The sequence below is a fragment of the Rhodopseudomonas sp. G2_2311 genome, from assembly GCF_047501505.1.
GTDB classification, from domain to species: domain Bacteria; phylum Pseudomonadota; class Alphaproteobacteria; order Rhizobiales; family Xanthobacteraceae; genus Rhodopseudomonas; species Rhodopseudomonas palustris_H.
Genome location: NZ_JAZDRK010000006.1, coordinates 173,354 through 192,105 on the forward strand (window position 1 = coordinate 173,354; position 18,752 = coordinate 192,105).

Genomic DNA, 18,752 nt, shown 5'->3' on the forward strand with positions numbered 1-18,752 from the left:
TGGGAGAGATGGAATGGAACGCCCCTGCCTGTTTGGTCTTACGCGCGTCGGGCTGATGCCGGCGCTGGTGCTGACGCTCGGCATTGCCGGCGCGTCCGCCCAGACCGCCCCCGACGCCAGCAAGGATGCCAAGGACAAGCCGGCAGCCGCAGCACCGGCGCCGGCTCAGACTGCGCCGACCCAACCGGCACCGGCTCAGGCCACCCCGGCACCTGCCACCCCGGCAAATCCGTCGACCTCTGCGCCGTCGACCTCCGCCCCGGCGACGCCGCCGACCGCGAGCGAAACACCGGCTGCGACGCCCGCTCCCGCCACGCCTCCGTCAGCGGCTCAGACCCCCGCGGCGCCGTCCACGCCCGCACCGGTGCAGACCGCCGATCCGTTCGGCGAGGAGACCACGCTGGAGCCGAAGACGGTGGTGATCCTGAAGGGCAAGGCGAACTGGGATAACGCCTTCGACAACCTGATGGACGCGTTCAAGTCGCTGACCGCGCTGCTCGACAAGCAGGGCATCGCGCCGAACGGCAACCCGATGATCGTCTACACCTCGACCGACGATACCGGCTTCACCTTCCAGGCTCAGGTGCCAGTGCCGCAAGAGCCCAAGAACCTCGCCAAGTCGATGAGCATCGGCAAGTCGCCCGACGGCAAGGCGCTGAAATTCGTCCACCGCGGCTCCTACGACAACATGGACAACACCTACGAGGCGATCACCAACTTCCTCGACGACAAGAAGCTCGAGGCCAAGGACACCTTCATCGAGGAGTACATCACCGACCCGCTGAAGACCGCCGAAGACAAGCTGGTGATCAACGTTTATGTGCCGATGAAATGAACATGCTCCGCTCGCTCTCCATCGCTGCCGCCGCCTGTTGTCTGTTCGTCGCGCTCCCGGCCCGCGCTCAGGACGTCCCGCCGCCGGGCATCGTCGTGCGCGGCGAAGCCCAGAAGTCGGTCGCGCCCGACACCGCGCTGATCGAAGCCGGGGTGTCGAACTTCGCCAAGTCGGCCCGTGCGGCGGCGGAAGCCACCAATCTGGCGATGGGCAAGGTGCTGCTGGAGTTGAAGAACGCCGGCATCGACGGCAAGGACATCCAAACCTCGCAATTGTCGCTGCAGCCGCAATATGCCGACCGGCCCGGCCCGAGCGAAGTCACCGGCTATGTGGCCAAGAACATCGTGTCGGTGCGGGTACGCGACGTCGCGGCGCTGGCGGGCATTCTCGACCGGCTGATGGTGGCCGGCGCCAATGAGGTTCGCGGCATCAGCTTCACGGTCAGCAACGCATCGAAACTGCTCGATGAAGCGCGGACCGAAGCGGTCGCCGATGCGCGCCGCAAGGCCGAGATCTACGCGCGTGCCGCCGGTCTCACGCTGGGCGCGCCACTATCGATCGCGGAGGAGTCCGGCCCCAGCGTCATGCCGATGCGCAAGATGGCGGCGGATCTGTCGGCCGGCGCACAGGTGGCGCCCGGCGAGCAAACCCTGAATGTCTCGGTCACGGTGAACTGGGGCATCAAGGCGCAGTAAGCGCGGCGCTCACAGCTCGAACACCTGCCCGGGCTTGAGCACCGGAAACCGCTCGCGCGGCAGGCCCTCTGCAGCGAGCGCCGCATACAGCGCCTGTTCGGGCGCGTCGATCGCCTCGTCGGTGAGCTGGAAGGTGCCGTGATGATTGGCGAGCGCCCGCTCGGCGCCGCAATCGGCCAGCGCTTTCACCGCGTCGGCCGGATTCATGTGCTGATCCTGCATGAACCAGCGCGGCTCGTAGGCGCCGATCGGCAGGATCGCCAGCTTCAGCGGGGCGTGCGCATCGCGAACGCGGCGGAAGTGCCGGCCATCGCCATAGCCGGAATCGCACACCACGTAGATCTTGCCGGCGGGCGTTTCGAGCACGAAGCTGGCCCACAGCGCGCGGTTGCGGTCGAACAGGCCGCGGGCGGTCCAATGCCGGGTCGGCACCAGCGTCACCGCGACGCGATCATTCAGTTCGACGCGGTCGCTCCAGTCATAAGCTTCGGCGCGGATCGTGGCATCGTGCGCCGTCATCGTCAGATCGTTGCCGAGCGGCGTGATCACCCGCGGCCCATGCGCGGCAGCAAGCCGCGACAGCGTAGCGAGGTCGAGATGGTCGTAATGGCCGTGTGACACCAGCACCACGTCGATCTTCGGCAGCCGGTCGAACGCGATGCCCGGATCGTTGTGCCGTTTGGGCCCGGCGAAGCTGACCGGCGACACCCGTTCCGACCATACCGGGTCGATCAGGATGTTCAGTCCGGCGGTCTGGATCAGCCAACTCGCGTGGCCGACATAAACCAGCCTGACGCCGGCGCCGTCGACACGCGGTGGCGGCGTGTCGGCGAACGGGCTCGGAGCCCATTCGGGCCACTGCGCCGGCTTGTGGCTGAATCGCCAGCGCATCACCTCCCAGAAGCTTTTCGGCGGCGCGCCATCGGGATCGAAGAAGCGCGTGCCATCGAAGTGATCGGTGACCGGGCCTTGGTAATAGCTCATGCGGGAGATCCAGAGGGAGGAAAGCCCGGCCGTGGCGGCAAGGCCGGCAGCGGTCGCCAGCAGGCGGCGGCGCGTGATCAGGCTCATTCGCTCATGCGCCGACCAGGGCAACGCCTTCGGCGGTCGCCGCCCGGACCAATGCCGCGTCGAGCGTCGCCAGCCCGATCCGCTCGCGCTGCGCCAGTTCGAGATAGGCGGCGTCGTAGAAAGTCAGGCGGTGGCGCTGGGCCAAGGCGAAGATCGGGTCTGCCGCGGGCGGAAGTGGCGCTATCGCGATGCGAATGCGTTCGATCCGGGCAAGGACTCCGTCGGCGGCTTCCGCTTTCACCCGACCTCGCCGAATCCCCATCAGAGCCGTATTGCGAAGCTCGAACCACAAGATCGCAGGAGCTCGCGGTTCGCTGACTTTAGCGAGCTCAAGGGTTCGATCGGCAGCGGGGTGGTGTTCGTCGAAACACCAGGCGACGGCAGTCGAAGCATCCAACACGAATGCCATTCAGAACCGCCGCCCCTCGTCGCGCCAGGACAGAATCTCCTCGACCGTCGCAGGTCCGTTTGCCTTGCGGAGCTGCTTGAGCTCTTCGATGGCCTGCACAACATCCGCGGAACGCTCTTGGGCCGGCACCGCGACGTCCCGCGCAGGCACCCCATCACGGCTGATCGTCACCGTTTCGCCGCGCTCGACCTCATCGAGCAGTTTCGCGATATTGGCCCGCGCATCTGCCAAGCTGACGTGCTTCATGACCTTTGACCTCGTTAAGTTCACGAAATATAGCGATTTTCCGCCCGGTCGGGAGCCCCTCCGAGGCGCCGAACAGTCGGATTTCTTGACTTCGGGGCGATGTCGCGTATTGATGCCGCCGAAATCTCGAAAAGTGCTCTTTTCGATCCGCCGCCCGGTCCAAGAGGCCGGAGGTCAACGTCCGACAGCGCGATGCGCCCTCGGGCGCCATAAGTGTTTGGTTTTGTAGGCCTTTCGCCGGAAGGCCGTCGCTGGAATTGGGCCGATGTTCGACAATCTCTCGGATAAGCTGGGCGGTATTCTCGATCGGCTGACCGGGCGCGGTGCGCTCAGCGAGGCCGATGTCGATGCGGCGATGCGCGAAATCCGTCGCGCGCTGCTGGAAGCCGACGTCGCGCTCGAAGTGGTGCGCTCGTTCACCGAGCGGGTCCGCGAGCAGGCCGTCGGCGCCACCGTCGTCAAGTCGGTCAAGCCCGGCCAGATGGTGGTCAAGATCGTCAATGACGAGCTGATCGCCACGCTGGGGTCTGAAGTTCAGTCGATCGACCTCAACGCTGTGCCGCCGGTGCCGATCATGATGGTCGGTCTGCAGGGCTCCGGTAAGACCACCACCACCGCCAAGCTGGCGCGCCGCATGACCGAGCGTGACAAGCGCAAGGTGCTGATGGCCTCGCTCGACGTCTATCGTCCGGCCGCGATGGAGCAGCTCGCAGTGCTCGGCCGCGATCTTTCGATCGACACGCTGCCGATCGTCGCCGGTCAGCAGCCGCCGGATATCGCCCGGCGTGCGATGGAAGCCGGCAAGCTCGGCGGCTACGACGTCGTGCTGCTCGACACCGCCGGCCGCACCACGCTCGACGAAGAGATGATGACCGAGGCGGCCGAGATCAAAGCCGCCGCCAATCCGCACGAAGTGCTGCTGGTCGCCGACAGCCTCACCGGTCAGGACGCCGTCAATCTCGCGCGCGCGTTCGATCAGCGCGTTGGCCTCACCGGCATCGTGCTGACCCGTATAGACGGCGATGGCCGCGGCGGTGCCGCGCTGTCGATGCGCGCCGTCACCGGCAAGCCGATCAAGCTGATGGGCACCGGCGAAAAGACCGACGCCCTCGAAGACTTCCATCCGAGCCGGATCGCCAGCCGCATCCTCGGCATGGGCGACATCGTCTCGCTGGTCGAAAAGGCTGCTGCGACGCTGGATGCCGAAAAGGCCGCCGCCGTCGCCGAGAAGATGCGCAAGGGCAAGTTCGATCTGACGGACTTGCGCGATCAGCTGCTGCAGATGACCAAGATGGGCGGCATCGGCGGCCTGATGGGCCTGATGCCCGGCATCTCCAAGATGAAGAACCAGATCGCGGCTGCCGGGATCGACGACAAGGTGCTCAAGCGCCAGGTTGCGATCATCGATTCGATGACCCGCGAGGAGCGCAAGAACCCCGACATCCTCAAGGCCAGCCGCAAGAAGCGCATCGCCGCCGGCGCCGGTATCAAGGTCGAGGACGTCAACAAGCTGCTGAAGATGCATCGCAACATGGCCGACATGATGAAGGCCGTGGGTCGCGGCAAGGGCGGCCCGATGGCCGGCTTCGCCAAGGCGATGGGCTTCGGTGGTGGCCTGCCCTCGCCCGACGAGATCAAGGCGATGCAGGAAAAGATGAAGAGCGGCGACATGCCCGAAGGGCTGCCGGAGCTGCCGAAGGATCTACCGGCGTCGCTGCGCGGCGGCCTGCCCAATCTGCCCGGCCTCACCGGCCTGTCCGGCAAGCCGACTCTGCCGGGCCTCGGCGGCTTCCTCGGGAAGAAGAAATGAGGCCGCTCGCTCACCTCTCCGTCATTCCGGGGCGCCGCGCAGCGGCGAACCCGGAATCTCTCTTCCAGAACAGCTCGGGATTCCGGGTTCGCGCGTTTCACGCGCGCCCCGGAATGACGAACTAATCATTTAGTCACAAACACACACGAACCCCCACCTAGGAGATCCGCAATGTCCGTCGTCATCCGCCTCGCGCGCGCTGGTACCAAGAAGCGCCCGTTCTATCACGTCGTCGTCGCCGACTCGCGCTTCCCGCGCGATGGCCGCTTCATCGAGCGTCTCGGCTACTTCAATCCGCTGATGGCGAAGGACAACGAAGCCCGCCTCAAGCTCGACCTCGACAAGGTCAAGGATTGGCTCGCCAAGGGTGCGCAGCCGTCGGACCGCGTGGCCCGCTTCCTCGACACCGCCGGTGTCCGCAAGCGTGAAGCCCGCAACAATCCCGAGAAGGCGGTGCCGCGCAAGGAGCGCAAGGCCGCCGACGGCAAGTAAGCGGGGCGGCTGATGCCGTCCGGGCTCATCTGCGTCGCCCGGATCGGCGCGCCGCATGGCGTGCGCGGTGCGGTGCGGCTGTGGAGCTTCACCGCCGATCCGTTCGCCGTGAGCGACTACGGTCCGCTCGTGACCAAGGACGGCGCGCGCCAGTTCGAGATCGCGAGCGCGCGCGAGGCCAAGAGCCATCTGGTGGTGACGCTGAAAGGCGTCACCACGCGCGATGAGGCCGAACGGCTCAACGGCGTCGAGCTCTATGTGGCACGCGACAAGCTGCCGCCGACCGAGGCCGACGAGTACTACCACGCCGACCTGATCGGGCTCGCCGCGGTCACCACGACGGGCGATCCGCTCGGCAAGGTGGTGGCGATCCATAATTTCGGCGCCGGCGACATCATCGAAATTGCGCCGCCGTCAGGTCCGACTCTGCTGCTGCCGTTCACCAACGCGGTGGTGCCGACCGTCGACCTCGCCGCCGGCCAGGTGGTGATCGAGCCGCCGAACGAGATCGAAGGCGACACGCCGAACCATCCGGAGGCGTGACGCGGACGTTCCGCACCGACGTCGCCGCGCTTATCATCGTCGTCGCCGGGCTCGACCCGGCGATCCATCATCTTGCGAAGAAGCTGGATGCGTGGGGCAAGCCCGCGCATGACGCCTCACCTTTTGCAGGCTCTGCATGACCTGGCGCGCCACTGTCCTCACCCTGTTTCCGGAGATGTTTCCCGGCCCGCTCGGCGTCAGCCTGGCGGGGCGCGCTCTGGCGTCCGGGCTGTGGGGTCTGGAGGCGCGCGATATCCGGGACTCGGCCACTGACCGACACCGCAGCGTCGACGACACCCCGGCGGGCGGCGGCCCCGGCATGGTGCTGCGGGCCGACGTGCTGGCGGCCGCAATCGACGCCGTGGACGCATCCGCGGACCGTCCGCGTTTGGTGATGAGCCCGCGCGGTCGGCCATTGACCCAGGCCCGCGTTGCCGAGCTGGCGGCCGGCCCCGGGCCGCTGATCGTCTGCGGCCGGTTCGAAGGCATCGACCAGCGGGTGATCGACGCGCGCGGGCTCGAGGAGGTCTCGATCGGCGATTACGTGCTGTCGGGCGGCGAGATCGCCGCGATGGCGCTGATCGACGCCTGCGTCCGGCTGCTGCCGGGCGTGATGGGCAAGCTGGAATCCTCGACCGACGAGAGCTTTTCGGCCGGTCTGCTCGAATATCCGCAATACACCCGGCCGCAGACGTTCGAGGGCCGGCCGATTCCCGAGGTGCTGCTGTCGGGCGATCACGGCAAGGTTGCGGCGTGGCGGCTGGGCGAAGCAGAGGCCCTGACCAAGGCCCGGCGACCGGATTTGTGGGCCGCTAGGCCGGCGCAAACCATTCGGGCAAAGGGCGAATCGCAAAAAACGCCAAAAAACAAGACGGACGGGTGACAAACCCCCAAGATTGCCGTATAGCACCGCCAAATCCGTGCAATGGCAGGACAATGGATCTTTGCGCAGCCCGCGCCGGGATGGTCGGGCGCGCCGCCGATGGAGAATTATCGATGAACCTGATTCAGACGCTCGAAAAAGAGCAGTTCGACAAGCTGTCGGCCGGCAAGACGATTCCGGAGTTCGGTCCCGGTGACACCGTGATCGTCAACGTGAAGGTCGTCGAAGGCGAGCGTTCGCGCGTGCAGGCCTATGAAGGCGTCTGCATCGGCCGCTCGGGCGGCGGCATCAACGAGAGCTTCACGGTGCGCAAGATCTCGTACGGCGAGGGCGTGGAGCGCGTGTTCCCGCTGCTGTCGCCGATGATCGACTCGATCAAGGTTGTGCGCCGCGGCAAGGTGCGTCGCGCCAAGCTGTATTACCTGCGCAACCTGCGCGGCAAGTCGGCCCGCATCGTCGAAAAGAAGCAGGACCGCACCGCTGCGGTTGCGGCGGCCGAGTAATCGGCGCTTCGACATTTCGGATTTCGAAAGCGCGGCCTTCGGGTCGCGCTTTTTTGTTGCGACTGCGCTGTGCGCCGGCCTGCTCGGCGAAGCGTTGTGGCCCTGCCGCGACGTGCTATATGGATGGAATGTTTCCAAACCGCCGCCGCGCCGCGAAGATTGTGCTCGACGACCGCAGCCGCCTGCCGTGGCGGTTCTTCGGCCGTCTGACCACGGCCGCGCTGATTAGCTGATCGGCCGACGGCGCCCGCGGGCCGCGCCATCCACCTCACTTCGACAATTCAAAGATCCTTCCGAAGGACCGACACCATGTCCGCTAAGCCCACTACGCTGTACGACAAGATCTGGAACGACCATCTGGTCCACGAGGCCGAAGACGGCACTTGCCTGCTGTATATCGACCGCCATCTGGTGCACGAAGTGACTTCGCCGCAGGCGTTCGAAGGTCTGCGCACCGCCGGCCGCAAGGTGCATACGCCGGAGAAGACGCTGGCGGTGGTCGATCACAACGTGCCGACCACGGATCGCTCCAAGCCCAATCCGGATCCGGAAAGCGCCGAGCAGATCGCCGCGCTGGCCGAGAATGCCCGCGACTTCGGCATCACCTACTACAACGAGTTCGACAAGCGTCAGGGCGTGGTCCACGTCATCGGCCCGGAGCAGGGCTTCACGCTGCCCGGCACCACCATCGTCTGCGGTGACAGCCACACCTCGACCCACGGCGCGTTCGGCGCGCTGGCGCACGGCATCGGCACCTCCGAGGTCGAGCATGTGCTGGCGACCCAGACGCTGATCCAGAAGAAGGCCAAGAACATGCGGGTGACCGTCGACGGCAAGCTGCCGGACGGCGTCACCGCCAAGGACGTGATCCTGGCGATCATCGGTGAGATCGGCACCGCGGGCGGCACCGGCTACGTGCTGGAATACGCCGGCGACGCTATCCGGTCGCTGTCGATGGAAGGCCGTATGACGGTCTGCAACATGTCGATCGAAGGCGGCGCCCGCGCCGGCCTGATCGCGCCGGACGAGCGCGCCTACGAATTCCTGAAGGGCCGTCCGCTGGCGCCGAAGGGCGCCGCCTGGGACGCCGCGTTGCGCTATTGGGAGACGCTGCGCTCCGACGACGGCGCGCATTTCGATCACGAGTTGAAGCTCGACGCCGCCGCGCTGCCGCCGATCGTCACCTGGGGCACCAGCCCCGAGGACGTGATCTCGGTCACCGGCCGCGTGCCGAACCCGGCCGACATCGCCGATGAAGCCAAGCGGCTCTCCAAGGAGCGCGCGCTGGCCTATATGGGTCTGACTCCGGGCACCAAGATCACCGACATCAAGATCGACCGGATGTTCATCGGCTCCTGCACCAACGGCCGCATCGAAGATCTGCGCGCCGCCGCCAAGGTCGCCGAGGGCAAGACCGTCAACGCCAACGTCAACGCCATCATCGTGCCGGGCTCCGGTCTGGTGAAGGAGCAGGCCGAGGCCGAGGGTCTGGACAAGATCTTCATCAAGGCCGGCTTCGAATGGCGCGAGCCGGGCTGCTCGATGTGCCTCGCGATGAACCCCGACAAGCTGGCGCCGGAAGAGCGCTGCGCCTCGACCTCGAACCGCAACTTCGAGGGCCGTCAGGGCTTCAAGGGCCGCACCCATCTGGTGTCGCCGGCGATGGCCGCCGCCGCCGCGATCGCCGGCCACTTCGTCGACATCCGCGACTGGCACTAAGCACCGGTCGAACTAACAACCAAACAGGCGCCCCTCGGGGCGCCTGTTTTGCTTTTGAGATCGGTCAGTAAACGCGCCAGTGGCGATGGTGATGATGGTGGCGGTGATGATGCCGCCAGTGCCGGTGCCAGTGGTGCCGCCAGTGTCGGACATGGCAGACCCGGCGCGGGCCATAGTAGGTCCACACCACGCGGCAGACCCGCGGCCGGTAGTAGCCGTAATAGGCTGGGTAGTAGTAGGCGGAGCCGTAATAGCCGTAGACGCGCGGCCGGTAGTAACGACGGTGGAAGCCGTAGTGACGAGCGTCGAAATAGCGCGGCCGTCCGTAGAAGCGCGTTGCGCCATAGACCCGCGGGCCGCCGTAGAGACGCCGTCCGCCGCCGTAGAACCGCGGTCCAACCGCCGGCCCGCCGCGGAAGCCGCCATGGAATGCAGGTCCTCCCCGGAACTGACCGCCGCGGAATCCGCCGCCATGGAATCCACCGACGCGGGGCCCTCCGCCGCCATGGCCGAAATGATGCTGCACCTGGATAGGCTGTGTTGCAGCAGCAGAGCTGATGGATTTGGTCGCGGGAGTAGCCGGGGACAGCGCCAGCGCCGGACGCGGTGTGATCGCTGAAATCGAAAGCGCCGCGGCTGCCATCAGCGCCGCCACACCGATCCGGCGAACCAGCCGCAGCGGACCGGGCGCGGGTCGTTTGGATTGAGCTGCAGGCAAATGGATCACGCGCAGATCGGCCATCTCGCCTCTCCCTGTGCCGCAGGCGGCGCATTGTCGTTGCACCAGGAGCGCGACGCTAGGGCTGGCTGACTGAACGCGTGATGAATGCGCCGAAGGCCGCCTCCAGCGGCAGCGCCGCGGTGCTTACCACGACGGCCCGAGGCCCCAGCCGTAGCTGAACGGGAAGAACGGCGACACCGGGTCTGGCCGGTACCAATGCGGGCGGGCGTTGTAGTCGTAGCTGCCGCGCGGCCCATACACATAGGTGCGGTGCGGCGCCGTATGCCGCCGGACGTGGCGATGCTTGGCCTGCGGCTTGCGCTGCCGGGCGCTGATATCGGTCGCCTGCGGTGTCGTCACGCCCGGTGTCTTCACGCTGGGTGCCTGGGCAGTGCTTACAGGAGTTGCGCTCGCGGGACCGGCGGCGCCGAGCGCCGTCGCCACAATGGCCGCTCCGATCCATGCTCGCATAGTCACCTCCATCGGCTGGTACTGGCCATCATGTCGGCGCAACCCGCCGAAATGCAACCGCCGTAACGAAAACGGGCCCGCGTTTGCGGGCCCGTTGGTAACCGATCCGTATCAGCGCCAGTGGCGGTGATGATGATGCCGGTAATGATGATGGTGGTGCCGGTGGCCGTAGTGCCGGCGAATGTGGTGGTGACGGTGCCCACGGTAGTGATGGCGGTGCATGTGCCGGTGATGCCGGTACTGCACTTCGGTCGCCTGCGGGATGGCGTCCCGCTGGACCGCGGCGGCGATGCCCGGGGTCGACAGCGGCGCCGCCTCGGCGCGTTCGCCGGGGGCAGCGATCAGCAACAGACCGGCGATCGCAGCCAGGCCCGACCATTTCAGAATCTTCATCCAACAACTCCTTGGTTGGCGACGCGCGTCCGGCCGCTTGCTGGCGGTCGGCGGGCCGCTCGGCATGACCCCCTGACAATCAGGCTGACGCGCACGACGTGAATGCGGAGTGAATGCGCCACTCGCCGCACAGCAATGCGCGATCAGCGCGCGAAGTTCCGGAAAGGCTGCTTATTGCTTGGTACTTGGCGTACCAACGAGGGGCCGCTGCGAAGCCTTCAGGCGAAGGCGAGGCTCAACCGCGGCGCCAGAAGCAGCTCATCCGCGGCACGATCACGGTGCCGCTCGGGCGATATTCCTGAACGTAGCTGGCAGTACAGTCTCGCACCGCGTTCGGGCCCGGGTTGTAGCGCGGGATGACGTCGTCGCCCTCATCGCGCGGATAGACCGGCACCCGCCGCGGCGCCCGGCGAACCCGCTCCTGCGACGACACGTCGGTGAGGCGATCGGCCGCTGGGCGCGAGGTGGTCGCTACCGCCTGCTGGGCCCCAGCCGGCACGGTCGCCGGCAGGCTGACAGCCAGCCCCAGTCCCAGCGTTGCCGCTGCGATCGTAATCCGCCCCATGCTGCGCTGGTCCATGCCATCCGCCCCCTCAAAGCCCCGCGGCAACGTCCCCGATCACGGCGCCGTCGTCAACCGCAAGCCGCTTGCCGCCCCCACCCGATCGCGTACAACGGCCGGTATGTGGATCAATGCCAAAGCCCCATCCCTCGCCGAGCTCGAACAGATGGCGCACGAGATGTTCGCCCGCCTGCCCGGCGAGTTCCGGTCGCTGTGTGAGGACGTCATCATCCGGGTCGACGATTTCGCCACCGAGGAGGTGCTCGACGAGCTCGGGGCCGAGACCGAATTCGACGTGCTCGGGCTGTTTCAGGGCATCGGCCTGCCGCAGCGCTCCAGCCAGGACGTCGCCCCGATGCCCAATATGATCTGGCTGTATCGCCGGCCGATCCTGGACTATTGGGCCGAGCACGACGACAGTCTGGGCGAGATCGTCCGCCATGTCCTGGTGCACGAGATCGGCCATCATTTCGGCCTGTCGGACGACGACATGGAGGCGATCGAGGCCAAGGCGGACGAGACGGCCGAGGATTGAACCAGCCGCGCGGGGCTCTGCGGTTTGCCGGCTTGACCGACGGCCTGGGGGCGCTAAGACCATTCCAAACCCCGGAGACCTGACGATGGACAAGTTCACCACGCTGGAAGGCGTCGCGGCGCCGCTGAAGATCATCAATGTCGACACCGACATGATCATTCCGAAGCAGTATCTGAAGACCATCAAACGCACCGGTCTCGGCAAGGGCCTGTTCTCGGAGCAGCGCTACAAGGACGACGGCAGCGAGAACCCGGATTTCATCCTCAACAAGCCGGCCTATCGCGGCGCCAAGATCCTGGTTGCCGGCGATAATTTCGGCTGCGGTTCGAGCCGTGAGCACGCCCCCTGGGCGCTGCTCGATTTCGGCATCCGCTGCGTGATCTCGACCTCGTTCGGCGATATTTTCTACAATAACTGTTTCAAGAACGGCGTGCTGCCGATCCGCGTGTCGCAGGCCGAGCTCGACAAGCTATTCGACGACGCCGAGCGCGGCTCCAACGCTACGCTGACGATCGACCTGCCGGCGCAGGAAATCCGCGGTCCGGACGGCGGCGTGATCAAGTTCGAGATCGACCCGTTCCGGAAGCACTGCCTGATCAACGGTCTCGACGACATCGGCCTGACGCTGGAAAAGAAGCCCTCGATCGACGCCTACGAGACCAAGCTGAAGACCGAGCGCGCCTGGGCGTAACGCCCGGCTTTCTCGCTTGGCCGGCATACAAGCCGCGACCGACGTTGCCGCTGTCGGTCTGTCGGAAAGTTCGCCGATCAAGCTTCGTGATGGCCGGGCTCGCCCCGGCCATTTTCGTCTTCGTCGTCACGTCGGCTCAAAGCACGGATTCTCGGGTTGTCCGAGAACGGCGCGGCGAGAGTGGGCGTTCGGCATCGCGGGCTCCGCGGAGCGGTGGCTTCGATCCATCGATGAAGCGGGCTATGCAATCACGCAATTGCGTCTCCGCTTACTTCAAGCTTCTCAACCCGTAACGCCGCCGCGTGCATCGAATCGAGGGCAACGACGATGCCAAGTGTGGCGGTGGCACGATCCGTGACCCTGCCACGATCGTCGTATGGACTCGCGCGCCGCATCGTCGCAATGCATGCTGTGCTACGCGGTTTGAAGTTGCGTCTGGGGATGACGGAGGTCTGCGGCCTGCCCCATCTCGAACTAACTACGCAGACGCGGCGCGATTCACCCGATCGGAATTGATCTGAAAACGGTTCTGCGTTGCGTAGAATCGTGCGTTCGCGTGTTCGTTGAATGACGGGAGTATGTCATTCTCACCTCGTATGATTACGATCTTTAGAAGCGGATTCTCCCGTGGCGTAACGTCGTCTTAAGCCGGTGGAACTAATCAGATCGAAACCGATCCACCCGAGACTAAACGTCATGAAAATTCGTCTTTCGATCACCTCGATGATCGTCGCTTTCGCCGTGGTTGTTTTGGTGAGCCTCACGGCGATGCTGACCACCAACTTCATGGCGCTCAATCAATTGCGGGTCGGCGGGCCGTTGTATTCGCAGATCAAGCTCGGCAACGATCTGGTCGCCGACATCCTGCCGCCACCGGCCTATGTGATCGAAGCCTATCTGGAAGCGACGCTGGCGCTGCGCCGGCCGTCCGAATGGCGCGCCCATGCGGCAAAGCTCGAGCAGCTGCACCGCGACTATCTCGATCGGCAGAAATACTGGTCGGGCTCCGAACTCGATCCGGCCCTGAAGACGCGTCTGACCGTCGACTCCGACGCGGCGGTGCAGAAGTTTTGGAGAGCGGCCGAGCAGGAGCTGATCCCGGCCTTGAGCGCAGGTGACGAGGCGGCGGCCGAAGCCGCCTATAGCAAGCTCGATGCGAGTTATGCGGCGCATCGCGCCGTCATCGACGATATCGTCAAACGCGCCAATGCCGAGAACGCCGAACTCGAAACCGAAGCCGCCCGGCAGGTCGGCAGCTACTCGACCATCGTGTGGATTCTGTCGGGCTTTGCGGCGCTGCTGATCGCGCTCGGCGTCGCCGGTCTCGCAGTCGGAATGGTGCGTCCGCTGGTGCGTCTCACCGCCGCCATGCAGGCGATGGCCGCCGGCATGCTCGACGTGGTGATCCCTGGCGCCGGCCGCAGCGATGAGATCGGCGGCATGGCCAAGGCGATCACCGCGATCAAGACCAACGCCGAGGAGAAGGCGAACCAGGAGGCCGCCGAGAAGAGCCGGCAGGAGCATCTTGCCGCCGAGCAGCGCAAGGCCGATATGGCGCGGCTCGCCGACGGGTTCGAAGACGCGGTCGGCGAGATCATCAAGACCGTGTCGTCGGCCGCCAACGAATTGGAAGCCGCCGCGCACTCGCTGTCCTCGACCGCGGCGCGCTCGCTCGAACTGGCGGTGGGCGTCGCCTCGTCGTCGCAGGAAGCCTCTGCCGGTGTGCAGTCGGTGGCGTCGGCCAGCGAGGAACTGACCGCGTCGGTGCACGAGATCGGCCGGCAGGTGCAGACCTCCGCCAACGTGGCAAACGAGGCGGCCGATCAGGCGCGCCGGACCAACGAACGGGTCAGCGAATTGTCGGCCGCTGCGGCCCGGATCGGGGACGTCGTCGAGTTGATCAGCAACATCGCCGGCCAGACCAATCTGCTGGCGCTGAACGCGACGATCGAAGCCGCCCGCGCCGGCGAAGCAGGCCGCGGCTTCGCCGTGGTGGCGTCGGAGGTCAAGGCGCTGGCCGAGCAGACCGGCAAGGCCACCGGCGAGATCGGCCAGCAGATCACCGGCATTCAGGCGGCGACCGGCGAGTCGGTAGCGGCCATCAAGGAGATCTGCTCGATCATCGGCCAGATGTCGGAGATCTCCTCCTCGATAGCCTCCGCGGTCGAAGAGCAGGGCATGGCCACCAAGGACATTGCGGTCAACATCCAGCACGCCGCCCATGGCACCTCGCAGGTCGACGAGGACATCGCCCGCGTCCAGGCCGGCGCCCGCGAGACCGGCGCAGCCTCGGTGCAGGTTCTGTCGGCCGCCAAATCGCTGTCGAGCGAGAGCAGCCGCCTCCGCGCCGAGGTCGGCAACTTCCTAGCGTCGGTAAGGGCAGCCTGATCGGAAGGCTTATTCCCAAGCTCCGTCATTCCGGGACGCCGCGAAGCGGCGGACCCGGAATCTCGACGTTCAAAGCACCGCCGGTCGCACGACAATCTCAGGATTCCGGATTCGCGAGCTCTCGTTCGCGCCCGGGAATGACTCCCGACTGAGTGATGTCCGTGGCGCTTAGTGGCCAGCCGTTTCGATCGCATCCGCGATCGCGATCGTCTTCTTGGCGATCTCGGCGTGCAGGCGTTCGACCATACGGCCATCGAGCTGGATCGCGCCGCGGCCCTGGTTCTCCGGCCGCTCGAACGCCGCAAGGATCTTGCGGGCCTGGGCGACGTCCTCGGGCGGCGGCGTGAAGGCCGCGTTGCAGGCGTCGATCTGGCCGGGATGGATCAGGGTCTTGCCGTCGAAGCCGAGATCGCGGGCCTGCGCGCACTCTTCCGAGAGACCATCGACATTGCCGATGTCGCTATAGGGACCGTCGAGCGCGATCAGGCCGTGGACGCGCGCGGCGAGCACGCAATGCGTGATCATCGACAGCATGGTGGAGCGGCCGGGCAGCATCCGGATCCCGGTCTCGCGGGAAATGTCGTTCGGGCCGAACACGAAGCCTTCCAGACGCGACTTTGCATCCTGCTTCTGAGCCGCCAGCTCTTCGGCGTGCAGCACGCCGCGCGCGGTCTCGATCATGATCCAGACCCGGATCGACGGATCGGCGCCGAGCTCGGCGAGCTTGTTGCCGACGGTGGCGATGTCTTCGATGGTCGAGACCTTCGGCACCAGAATGCCGTCCGGCCCTGCCTTCGCCGCCATCGCGATGTCCTCCTGCCACCACGCGGTATCGAGTGCGTTGATCCGCACCAGGATCTCGCGCTTGCCGTAGCCCTTGGCGGCCACCGCCGTGGCGATCTGATCGCGCGCCGTATCCTTGGCGTCCGGCGCCACCGCGTCTTCGAGGTCCAGGATCAGGCCGTCGGCGGGCAGCAGCCGGGCCTTTTCAAGTGCCCGCGCGTTTGATCCCGGCATGAACAACAGGCTGCGGCGCGGTCGAATCATGGTTCCCCCTTCGGCGTCACGAAAACGTCCGAGCCGATAGCATCTGGATCATCCGGTCGGAAGGCTTGTTCGCGGCCCCGTCCTGTGATTATGCGAGCGGCATCTGGCCGCGCGCGTTGTGACGGCGGTATCGTTCGCCGACGCGCCTCACCCCCGCACCCCGAAGGAGGGAACTGCGCCGATGACATCCTTTCCGAAGTCACTGATCGACGGTTACGAGGCGTTCCGGACGCAGCGGCTGCCGACCGAGCAGAGCCGCTTCCGCGAACTCTCCGAGCGCGGTCAGTCGCCGGAAGTGATGCTGATCGGCTGCTGCGACAGCCGCGTCTCGCCGGAGGTGATCTTCGACGCCGGGCCGGGCGAAATGTTCGTGGTGCGCAATGTCGCCAATCTGGTGCCGGTGTACGAGCCAGACGGCGGCGCCCACGGCGTCTCGGCGGCGCTGGAGTTCGCCGTGCAGGTGCTGAGGGTGAAGCATATCGTGGTGCTCGGCCACGCGCTGTGCGGCGGCATCAAGGCGTTCACTGACAAGACCCCGCCGCTGACCGAAAGCGACTTCATCGGCCGCTGGATGCAGATGTTCACCAAGCCGGGTGAAGTGGTCGAAAAGCGCGACCACGAAACCGTGCAGGACTTCCGCACCCGGATCGAAAAGGCCGCGGTGTTCCGCAGCATCGAGAACCTGATGACGTTCCCCTGCGTCAAGATCCTGGTGGAGCGCGGCAAGCTGCAACTCCACGGCGCCTATTTCGGCGTCGCCGACGGCGATCTGTTCGTGCTCGATCAGGAGAGCAAGCAGTTCGTGCCGGCCGTAAAGGTGGTGTGAGGCGGCGCGACGCCATCGTCGGTCTCGGCTCGGCAATCCGTCGCGTTGTTAGAGCTCTCAGCTCTCTTCACCGCGCTGCGTGCGGGATGGATGCGCTGGTCAGGCCCGCGCATGACGCTGTTTAGGGAGAGAGACGGCCGAAGGCGGCTAATGGCCGCCTTTGTCGTCGCCGTGATGACCGAGCCGGTCCGACAGCGCGAGGATCAACGTCGAGGCGACGAACACCAGATGGATGCCGACCAGCCAGGCGAGCTTGGTCTGGTCGTAGCTGTCGATGTTCATGAACGCTTTCAGCACCTGGATCGCCGAGATCGCCACGATCGAAGCCAGCAGCTTCTGCTTCAGTCCAGAGAAGTCGACCTTGGTCATCCACTCCGGCCAGTCGGGGTGATTGCCGGGATCGATCCGCGACACGAAGTTCTCGTAGCCGGAGAACACCACGATCAGCACCAGATTGCCGGTCAGCGACACGTCGATCAGGCTGAGCACGCCGAGGATGATATCGGCTTCCTTGGCGATCGTGGCGTGTACGATGAATTCGTACAGCAGCATCACGAATTTGTAGAGCAGCACCGCGAGGCTGATGACGAGGCCGAAATAGAACGGCGCCATCAGCCAGCGGCTGTTGAACAGCACGGTCTCGAAGCCGCGCTCAACCCGGCTGCCGGGCGCGCGGGATTTTGCAGGATGAGGTTGATCGGTCATGGCACGCATCAAGGCTGGTGAAGCGGAAACCAGCCTAGCGTCTCGCCGTGACTTCGTCAGTACCGATCATGGCCCTGATACGCGAATGGCCGGGGCGAGCCCCGGCCATTGTTGATTTCGAGCAACGCGAACTGCGCGGTTCGTGCAGGCTGCCTGATATTACGCCGCCTGCTTCTTGGCGGTGATCAGCTTGCGGTTGATCAGCACCTCGGCGATCTGGATCGCGTTCAGCGCCGCACCCTTGCGCAGGTTGTCGGAGACGCACCACAGCACCAGGCCGTTGTCCACCGTCGCGTCCTCGCGGATGCGGCTGATGTAGGTGGCGTCCTCACCGGCGGCTTCGTACGGCGTGACGTAGCCGCCCGGCTCGTGCTTGTCGATCACGAGGCAGCCCGGCGCCTTGCGCAGGATTTCGCGCGCCTCGTCGGCGGTGATCGGGTTCTCGAACTCGATGTTGACCGCTTCGGAATGGCTGACGAACACCGGCACGCGCACGCAGGTCGCGGTGAGTTTGATCTTGGGGTCGAGGATCTTCTTGGTCTCGACCACCATCTTCCACTCTTCCTTGGTAAAGCCGTCTTCCATGAAGACGTCGATCTGCGGGATGAGGTTGAAGGCGATCCGCTTGGGGAATTTCTTATTCACCAGCTCGTCGTTGGTGTAGACGGCCTTGGTCTGCGAGAACAGCTCGTCCATCGCATCCTTGCCGGCGCCTGACACCGACTGATAGGTCGACACCACGACGCGCTTGATCTTGGCGGCGTCATGGAGCGGCTTCAGCGCCACCACGAGTTGCGCGGTCGAGCAGTTCGGGTTGGCGATGATGTTCTTCTTGGTGAAGCCGGCGGCGGCCGCGGCGTTCACTTCCGGAACGATCAGCGGCACGTCCGGATCCATCCGCCACGCGCTGGAATTATCGATCACCACCGCGCCCTGCGCACCGATCTTCGGCGACCATTCGGTCGACACGCTGCCGCCCGCCGACATCAGGCAGATGTCGACGTCGCTGAAGTCGTAGTGCTCAAGCGCCTTGCATTTCAGGGTTTTGTCGCCGTAGCTCACCTCGACGCCGACCGAGCGGCGCGATGCCAGCGCCACCACCTCGTCGGCCGGGAACTTGCGTTCGTCCAGAATGGCGAGCATTTCACGCCCGACATTGCCGGTCGCACCCACTACCGCGACTTTGTAACCCATCGTTCACTCTCCG

23 protein-coding genes are annotated in these 18,752 nt (G+C 65.7%); 13 read left to right on the forward strand and 10 right to left on the reverse strand.

The genetic code is table 11. The features are described 5' to 3' along the window. Positions 1-13 precede the first annotated feature (13 nt). Positions 14-835, forward strand: a complete 822-nt coding sequence (locus VRZ08_RS11815; protein WP_414532648.1) for a GyrI-like domain-containing protein — start codon at positions 14-16, stop codon at positions 833-835. Continuing rightward, positions 832-1,530 (forward strand): SIMPL domain-containing protein, encoded by a 699-nt coding sequence (locus VRZ08_RS11820; RefSeq protein ID WP_107353847.1) that lies wholly within the window; start codon positions 832-834, stop codon positions 1,528-1,530. Before VRZ08_RS11815 ends, VRZ08_RS11820 begins: the two co-directional genes overlap by 4 nt. A 9-nt stretch (positions 1,531-1,539) precedes the next feature. On the opposite strand, the gene VRZ08_RS11825 is transcribed toward VRZ08_RS11820, so the two are convergent. From VRZ08_RS11825 to VRZ08_RS11835, 3 genes are read right to left on the reverse strand one after another with little or no spacing between them, the layout of a single operon-like run. After that, the gene (locus tag VRZ08_RS11825) at positions 1,540-2,601 is read right to left on the reverse strand and encodes an MBL fold metallo-hydrolase (RefSeq protein ID WP_414532649.1); all 1,062 of its coding nucleotides are present in this window, start codon (positions 2,599-2,601) and stop codon (positions 1,540-1,542) included. Positions 2,602-2,605: 4 nt separating this feature from the next. After that, on the reverse strand, positions 2,606-3,010 hold the full coding sequence (locus VRZ08_RS11830; RefSeq protein ID WP_414532650.1) for a type II toxin-antitoxin system VapC family toxin: 405 nt from the start codon (positions 3,008-3,010) through the stop codon (positions 2,606-2,608). Further along, complete coding sequence (locus VRZ08_RS11835; protein WP_263990200.1) at positions 3,011-3,256, reverse strand: type II toxin-antitoxin system Phd/YefM family antitoxin; 246 nt, start codon at positions 3,254-3,256, stop codon at positions 3,011-3,013. A 265-nt stretch (positions 3,257-3,521) separates the two neighbouring features. Between VRZ08_RS11835 and ffh the strand changes: the two genes are divergently transcribed. From ffh to leuC, 7 genes are all read left to right on the forward strand, one after another. Next, positions 3,522-5,066, forward strand: coding sequence for a signal recognition particle protein (ffh, locus tag VRZ08_RS11840; protein ID WP_263990199.1), 1,545 nt, complete (start codon positions 3,522-3,524; stop codon positions 5,064-5,066). Between the two features lie 171 nt (positions 5,067-5,237). Next, the gene (rpsP, locus tag VRZ08_RS11845; RefSeq protein WP_011155812.1) at positions 5,238-5,558 is read left to right on the forward strand and encodes a 30S ribosomal protein S16; all 321 of its coding nucleotides are present in this window, start codon (positions 5,238-5,240) and stop codon (positions 5,556-5,558) included. A 12-nt stretch (positions 5,559-5,570) separates the two neighbouring features. Continuing rightward, entirely contained in the window at positions 5,571-6,101 is a 531-nt protein-coding gene (rimM, locus tag VRZ08_RS11850; RefSeq protein WP_107342489.1) for a ribosome maturation factor RimM, read from the forward strand. After that, positions 6,098-6,241 carry a hypothetical protein gene (locus tag VRZ08_RS11855; RefSeq protein ID WP_414532651.1) on the forward strand — a complete coding sequence of 48 codons (144 nt, stop codon included), beginning with the start codon at positions 6,098-6,100 and terminating at the stop codon, positions 6,239-6,241. Before rimM ends, VRZ08_RS11855 begins: the two co-directional genes overlap by 4 nt. Then, a complete protein-coding gene (trmD, locus tag VRZ08_RS11860) occupies positions 6,238-6,984 on the forward strand; it encodes a tRNA (guanosine(37)-N1)-methyltransferase TrmD (RefSeq protein WP_107353841.1) in 747 nt (248 codons plus the stop codon). Before VRZ08_RS11855 ends, trmD begins: the two co-directional genes overlap by 4 nt. 113 nt (positions 6,985-7,097) lie before the next feature. Continuing rightward, entirely contained in the window at positions 7,098-7,487 is a 390-nt protein-coding gene (gene rplS / locus VRZ08_RS11865; RefSeq protein WP_011155809.1) for a 50S ribosomal protein L19, read from the forward strand. 309 nt (positions 7,488-7,796) lie between these two features. Beyond that, positions 7,797-9,206 (forward strand): 3-isopropylmalate dehydratase large subunit, encoded by a 1,410-nt coding sequence (gene leuC / locus VRZ08_RS11870; protein ID WP_414532652.1) that lies wholly within the window; start codon positions 7,797-7,799, stop codon positions 9,204-9,206. Positions 9,207-9,270: 64 nt separating this feature from the next. Here the strand turns inward: leuC and VRZ08_RS11875 are convergent, their stop codons facing one another. The 4 genes from VRZ08_RS11875 to VRZ08_RS11890 form a co-directional block, all read right to left on the reverse strand. Further along, complete coding sequence (locus VRZ08_RS11875) at positions 9,271-9,948, reverse strand: hypothetical protein (RefSeq protein WP_414532653.1); 678 nt, start codon at positions 9,946-9,948, stop codon at positions 9,271-9,273. A 123-nt stretch (positions 9,949-10,071) separates the two neighbouring features. Continuing rightward, on the reverse strand, positions 10,072-10,302 hold the full coding sequence (locus tag VRZ08_RS11880; RefSeq protein ID WP_414532654.1) for a hypothetical protein: 231 nt from the start codon (positions 10,300-10,302) through the stop codon (positions 10,072-10,074). 207 nt (positions 10,303-10,509) lie between these two features. Then, on the reverse strand, positions 10,510-10,791 hold the full coding sequence (locus tag VRZ08_RS11885; RefSeq protein ID WP_107342484.1) for a hypothetical protein: 282 nt from the start codon (positions 10,789-10,791) through the stop codon (positions 10,510-10,512). A gap of 235 nt (positions 10,792-11,026) precedes the next feature. Further along, entirely contained in the window at positions 11,027-11,371 is a 345-nt protein-coding gene (locus VRZ08_RS11890; protein ID WP_414532655.1) for a hypothetical protein, read from the reverse strand. 103 nt (positions 11,372-11,474) lie between these two features. Between VRZ08_RS11890 and VRZ08_RS11895 the strand changes: the two genes are divergently transcribed. The 3 genes from VRZ08_RS11895 (at position 11,475) to VRZ08_RS11905 (ending at position 14,967) form a co-directional block, all read left to right on the forward strand. Next, positions 11,475-11,888, forward strand: coding sequence for a metallopeptidase family protein (locus tag VRZ08_RS11895; RefSeq protein WP_164607216.1), 414 nt, complete (start codon positions 11,475-11,477; stop codon positions 11,886-11,888). Positions 11,889-11,973: 85 nt separating this feature from the next. Further along, the gene (leuD, locus tag VRZ08_RS11900) at positions 11,974-12,579 is read left to right on the forward strand and encodes a 3-isopropylmalate dehydratase small subunit (RefSeq protein ID WP_414532656.1); all 606 of its coding nucleotides are present in this window, start codon (positions 11,974-11,976) and stop codon (positions 12,577-12,579) included. A 696-nt stretch (positions 12,580-13,275) separates the two neighbouring features. Further along, positions 13,276-14,967, forward strand: a complete 1,692-nt coding sequence (locus VRZ08_RS11905) for a methyl-accepting chemotaxis protein (protein WP_414532657.1) — start codon at positions 13,276-13,278, stop codon at positions 14,965-14,967. A 168-nt stretch (positions 14,968-15,135) separates the two neighbouring features. Here VRZ08_RS11905 and VRZ08_RS11910 read toward each other — a convergent pair whose 3' ends face one another. Beyond that, a complete protein-coding gene (locus VRZ08_RS11910; RefSeq protein ID WP_414532658.1) occupies positions 15,136-16,014 on the reverse strand; it encodes an HpcH/HpaI aldolase/citrate lyase family protein in 879 nt (292 codons plus the stop codon). Between the two features lie 181 nt (positions 16,015-16,195). Here VRZ08_RS11910 and VRZ08_RS11915 point away from each other — a divergent pair, with 181 nt between their 5' ends. Further along, on the forward strand, positions 16,196-16,840 hold the full coding sequence (locus VRZ08_RS11915) for a carbonic anhydrase (protein WP_107342478.1): 645 nt from the start codon (positions 16,196-16,198) through the stop codon (positions 16,838-16,840). Positions 16,841-16,987: 147 nt separating this feature from the next. On the opposite strand, the gene VRZ08_RS11920 is transcribed toward VRZ08_RS11915, so the two are convergent. Continuing rightward, positions 16,988-17,545, reverse strand: coding sequence for a TIGR00645 family protein (locus VRZ08_RS11920; RefSeq protein WP_264075102.1), 558 nt, complete (start codon positions 17,543-17,545; stop codon positions 16,988-16,990). A gap of 159 nt (positions 17,546-17,704) precedes the next feature. Then, positions 17,705-18,739, reverse strand: coding sequence for an aspartate-semialdehyde dehydrogenase (locus VRZ08_RS11925; protein ID WP_107342476.1), 1,035 nt, complete (start codon positions 18,737-18,739; stop codon positions 17,705-17,707). Positions 18,740-18,752 lie beyond the last annotated feature (13 nt).

Coding starts and splice junctions, on each gene's coding strand:
- VRZ08_RS11875 (WP_414532653.1), bottom strand. CDS start 9,948: ATGGCCGATCTGCGCGTGATCCATTTGCCTGCAGCTCAATCCAAACGA.
- VRZ08_RS11815 (WP_414532648.1), top strand. CDS start 14: ATGGAACGCCCCTGCCTGTTTGGTCTTACGCGCGTCGGGCTGATGCCG.
- VRZ08_RS11905 (WP_414532657.1), top strand. CDS start 13,276: ATGAAAATTCGTCTTTCGATCACCTCGATGATCGTCGCTTTCGCCGTG.
- VRZ08_RS11910 (WP_414532658.1), bottom strand. CDS start 16,014: ATGATTCGACCGCGCCGCAGCCTGTTGTTCATGCCGGGATCAAACGCG.
- VRZ08_RS11825 (WP_414532649.1), bottom strand. CDS start 2,601: ATGAGCCTGATCACGCGCCGCCGCCTGCTGGCGACCGCTGCCGGCCTT.
- VRZ08_RS11820 (WP_107353847.1), top strand. CDS start 832: ATGAACATGCTCCGCTCGCTCTCCATCGCTGCCGCCGCCTGTTGTCTG.
- leuC (WP_414532652.1), top strand. CDS start 7,797: ATGTCCGCTAAGCCCACTACGCTGTACGACAAGATCTGGAACGACCAT.
- VRZ08_RS11925 (WP_107342476.1), bottom strand. CDS start 18,739: ATGGGTTACAAAGTCGCGGTAGTGGGTGCGACCGGCAATGTCGGGCGT.
- VRZ08_RS11830 (WP_414532650.1), bottom strand. CDS start 3,010: ATGGCATTCGTGTTGGATGCTTCGACTGCCGTCGCCTGGTGTTTCGAC.
- VRZ08_RS11915 (WP_107342478.1), top strand. CDS start 16,196: ATGACATCCTTTCCGAAGTCACTGATCGACGGTTACGAGGCGTTCCGG.
- VRZ08_RS11835 (WP_263990200.1), bottom strand. CDS start 3,256: ATGAAGCACGTCAGCTTGGCAGATGCGCGGGCCAATATCGCGAAACTG.
- rpsP (WP_011155812.1), top strand. CDS start 5,238: ATGTCCGTCGTCATCCGCCTCGCGCGCGCTGGTACCAAGAAGCGCCCG.
- leuD (WP_414532656.1), top strand. CDS start 11,974: ATGGACAAGTTCACCACGCTGGAAGGCGTCGCGGCGCCGCTGAAGATC.
- VRZ08_RS11895 (WP_164607216.1), top strand. CDS start 11,475: ATGTGGATCAATGCCAAAGCCCCATCCCTCGCCGAGCTCGAACAGATG.
- trmD (WP_107353841.1), top strand. CDS start 6,238: ATGACCTGGCGCGCCACTGTCCTCACCCTGTTTCCGGAGATGTTTCCC.
- rimM (WP_107342489.1), top strand. CDS start 5,571: ATGCCGTCCGGGCTCATCTGCGTCGCCCGGATCGGCGCGCCGCATGGC.
- rplS (WP_011155809.1), top strand. CDS start 7,098: ATGAACCTGATTCAGACGCTCGAAAAAGAGCAGTTCGACAAGCTGTCG.
- VRZ08_RS11920 (WP_264075102.1), bottom strand. CDS start 17,545: ATGACCGATCAACCTCATCCTGCAAAATCCCGCGCGCCCGGCAGCCGG.
- VRZ08_RS11890 (WP_414532655.1), bottom strand. CDS start 11,371: ATGGACCAGCGCAGCATGGGGCGGATTACGATCGCAGCGGCAACGCTG.
- VRZ08_RS11885 (WP_107342484.1), bottom strand. CDS start 10,791: ATGAAGATTCTGAAATGGTCGGGCCTGGCTGCGATCGCCGGTCTGTTG.
- ffh (WP_263990199.1), top strand. CDS start 3,522: ATGTTCGACAATCTCTCGGATAAGCTGGGCGGTATTCTCGATCGGCTG.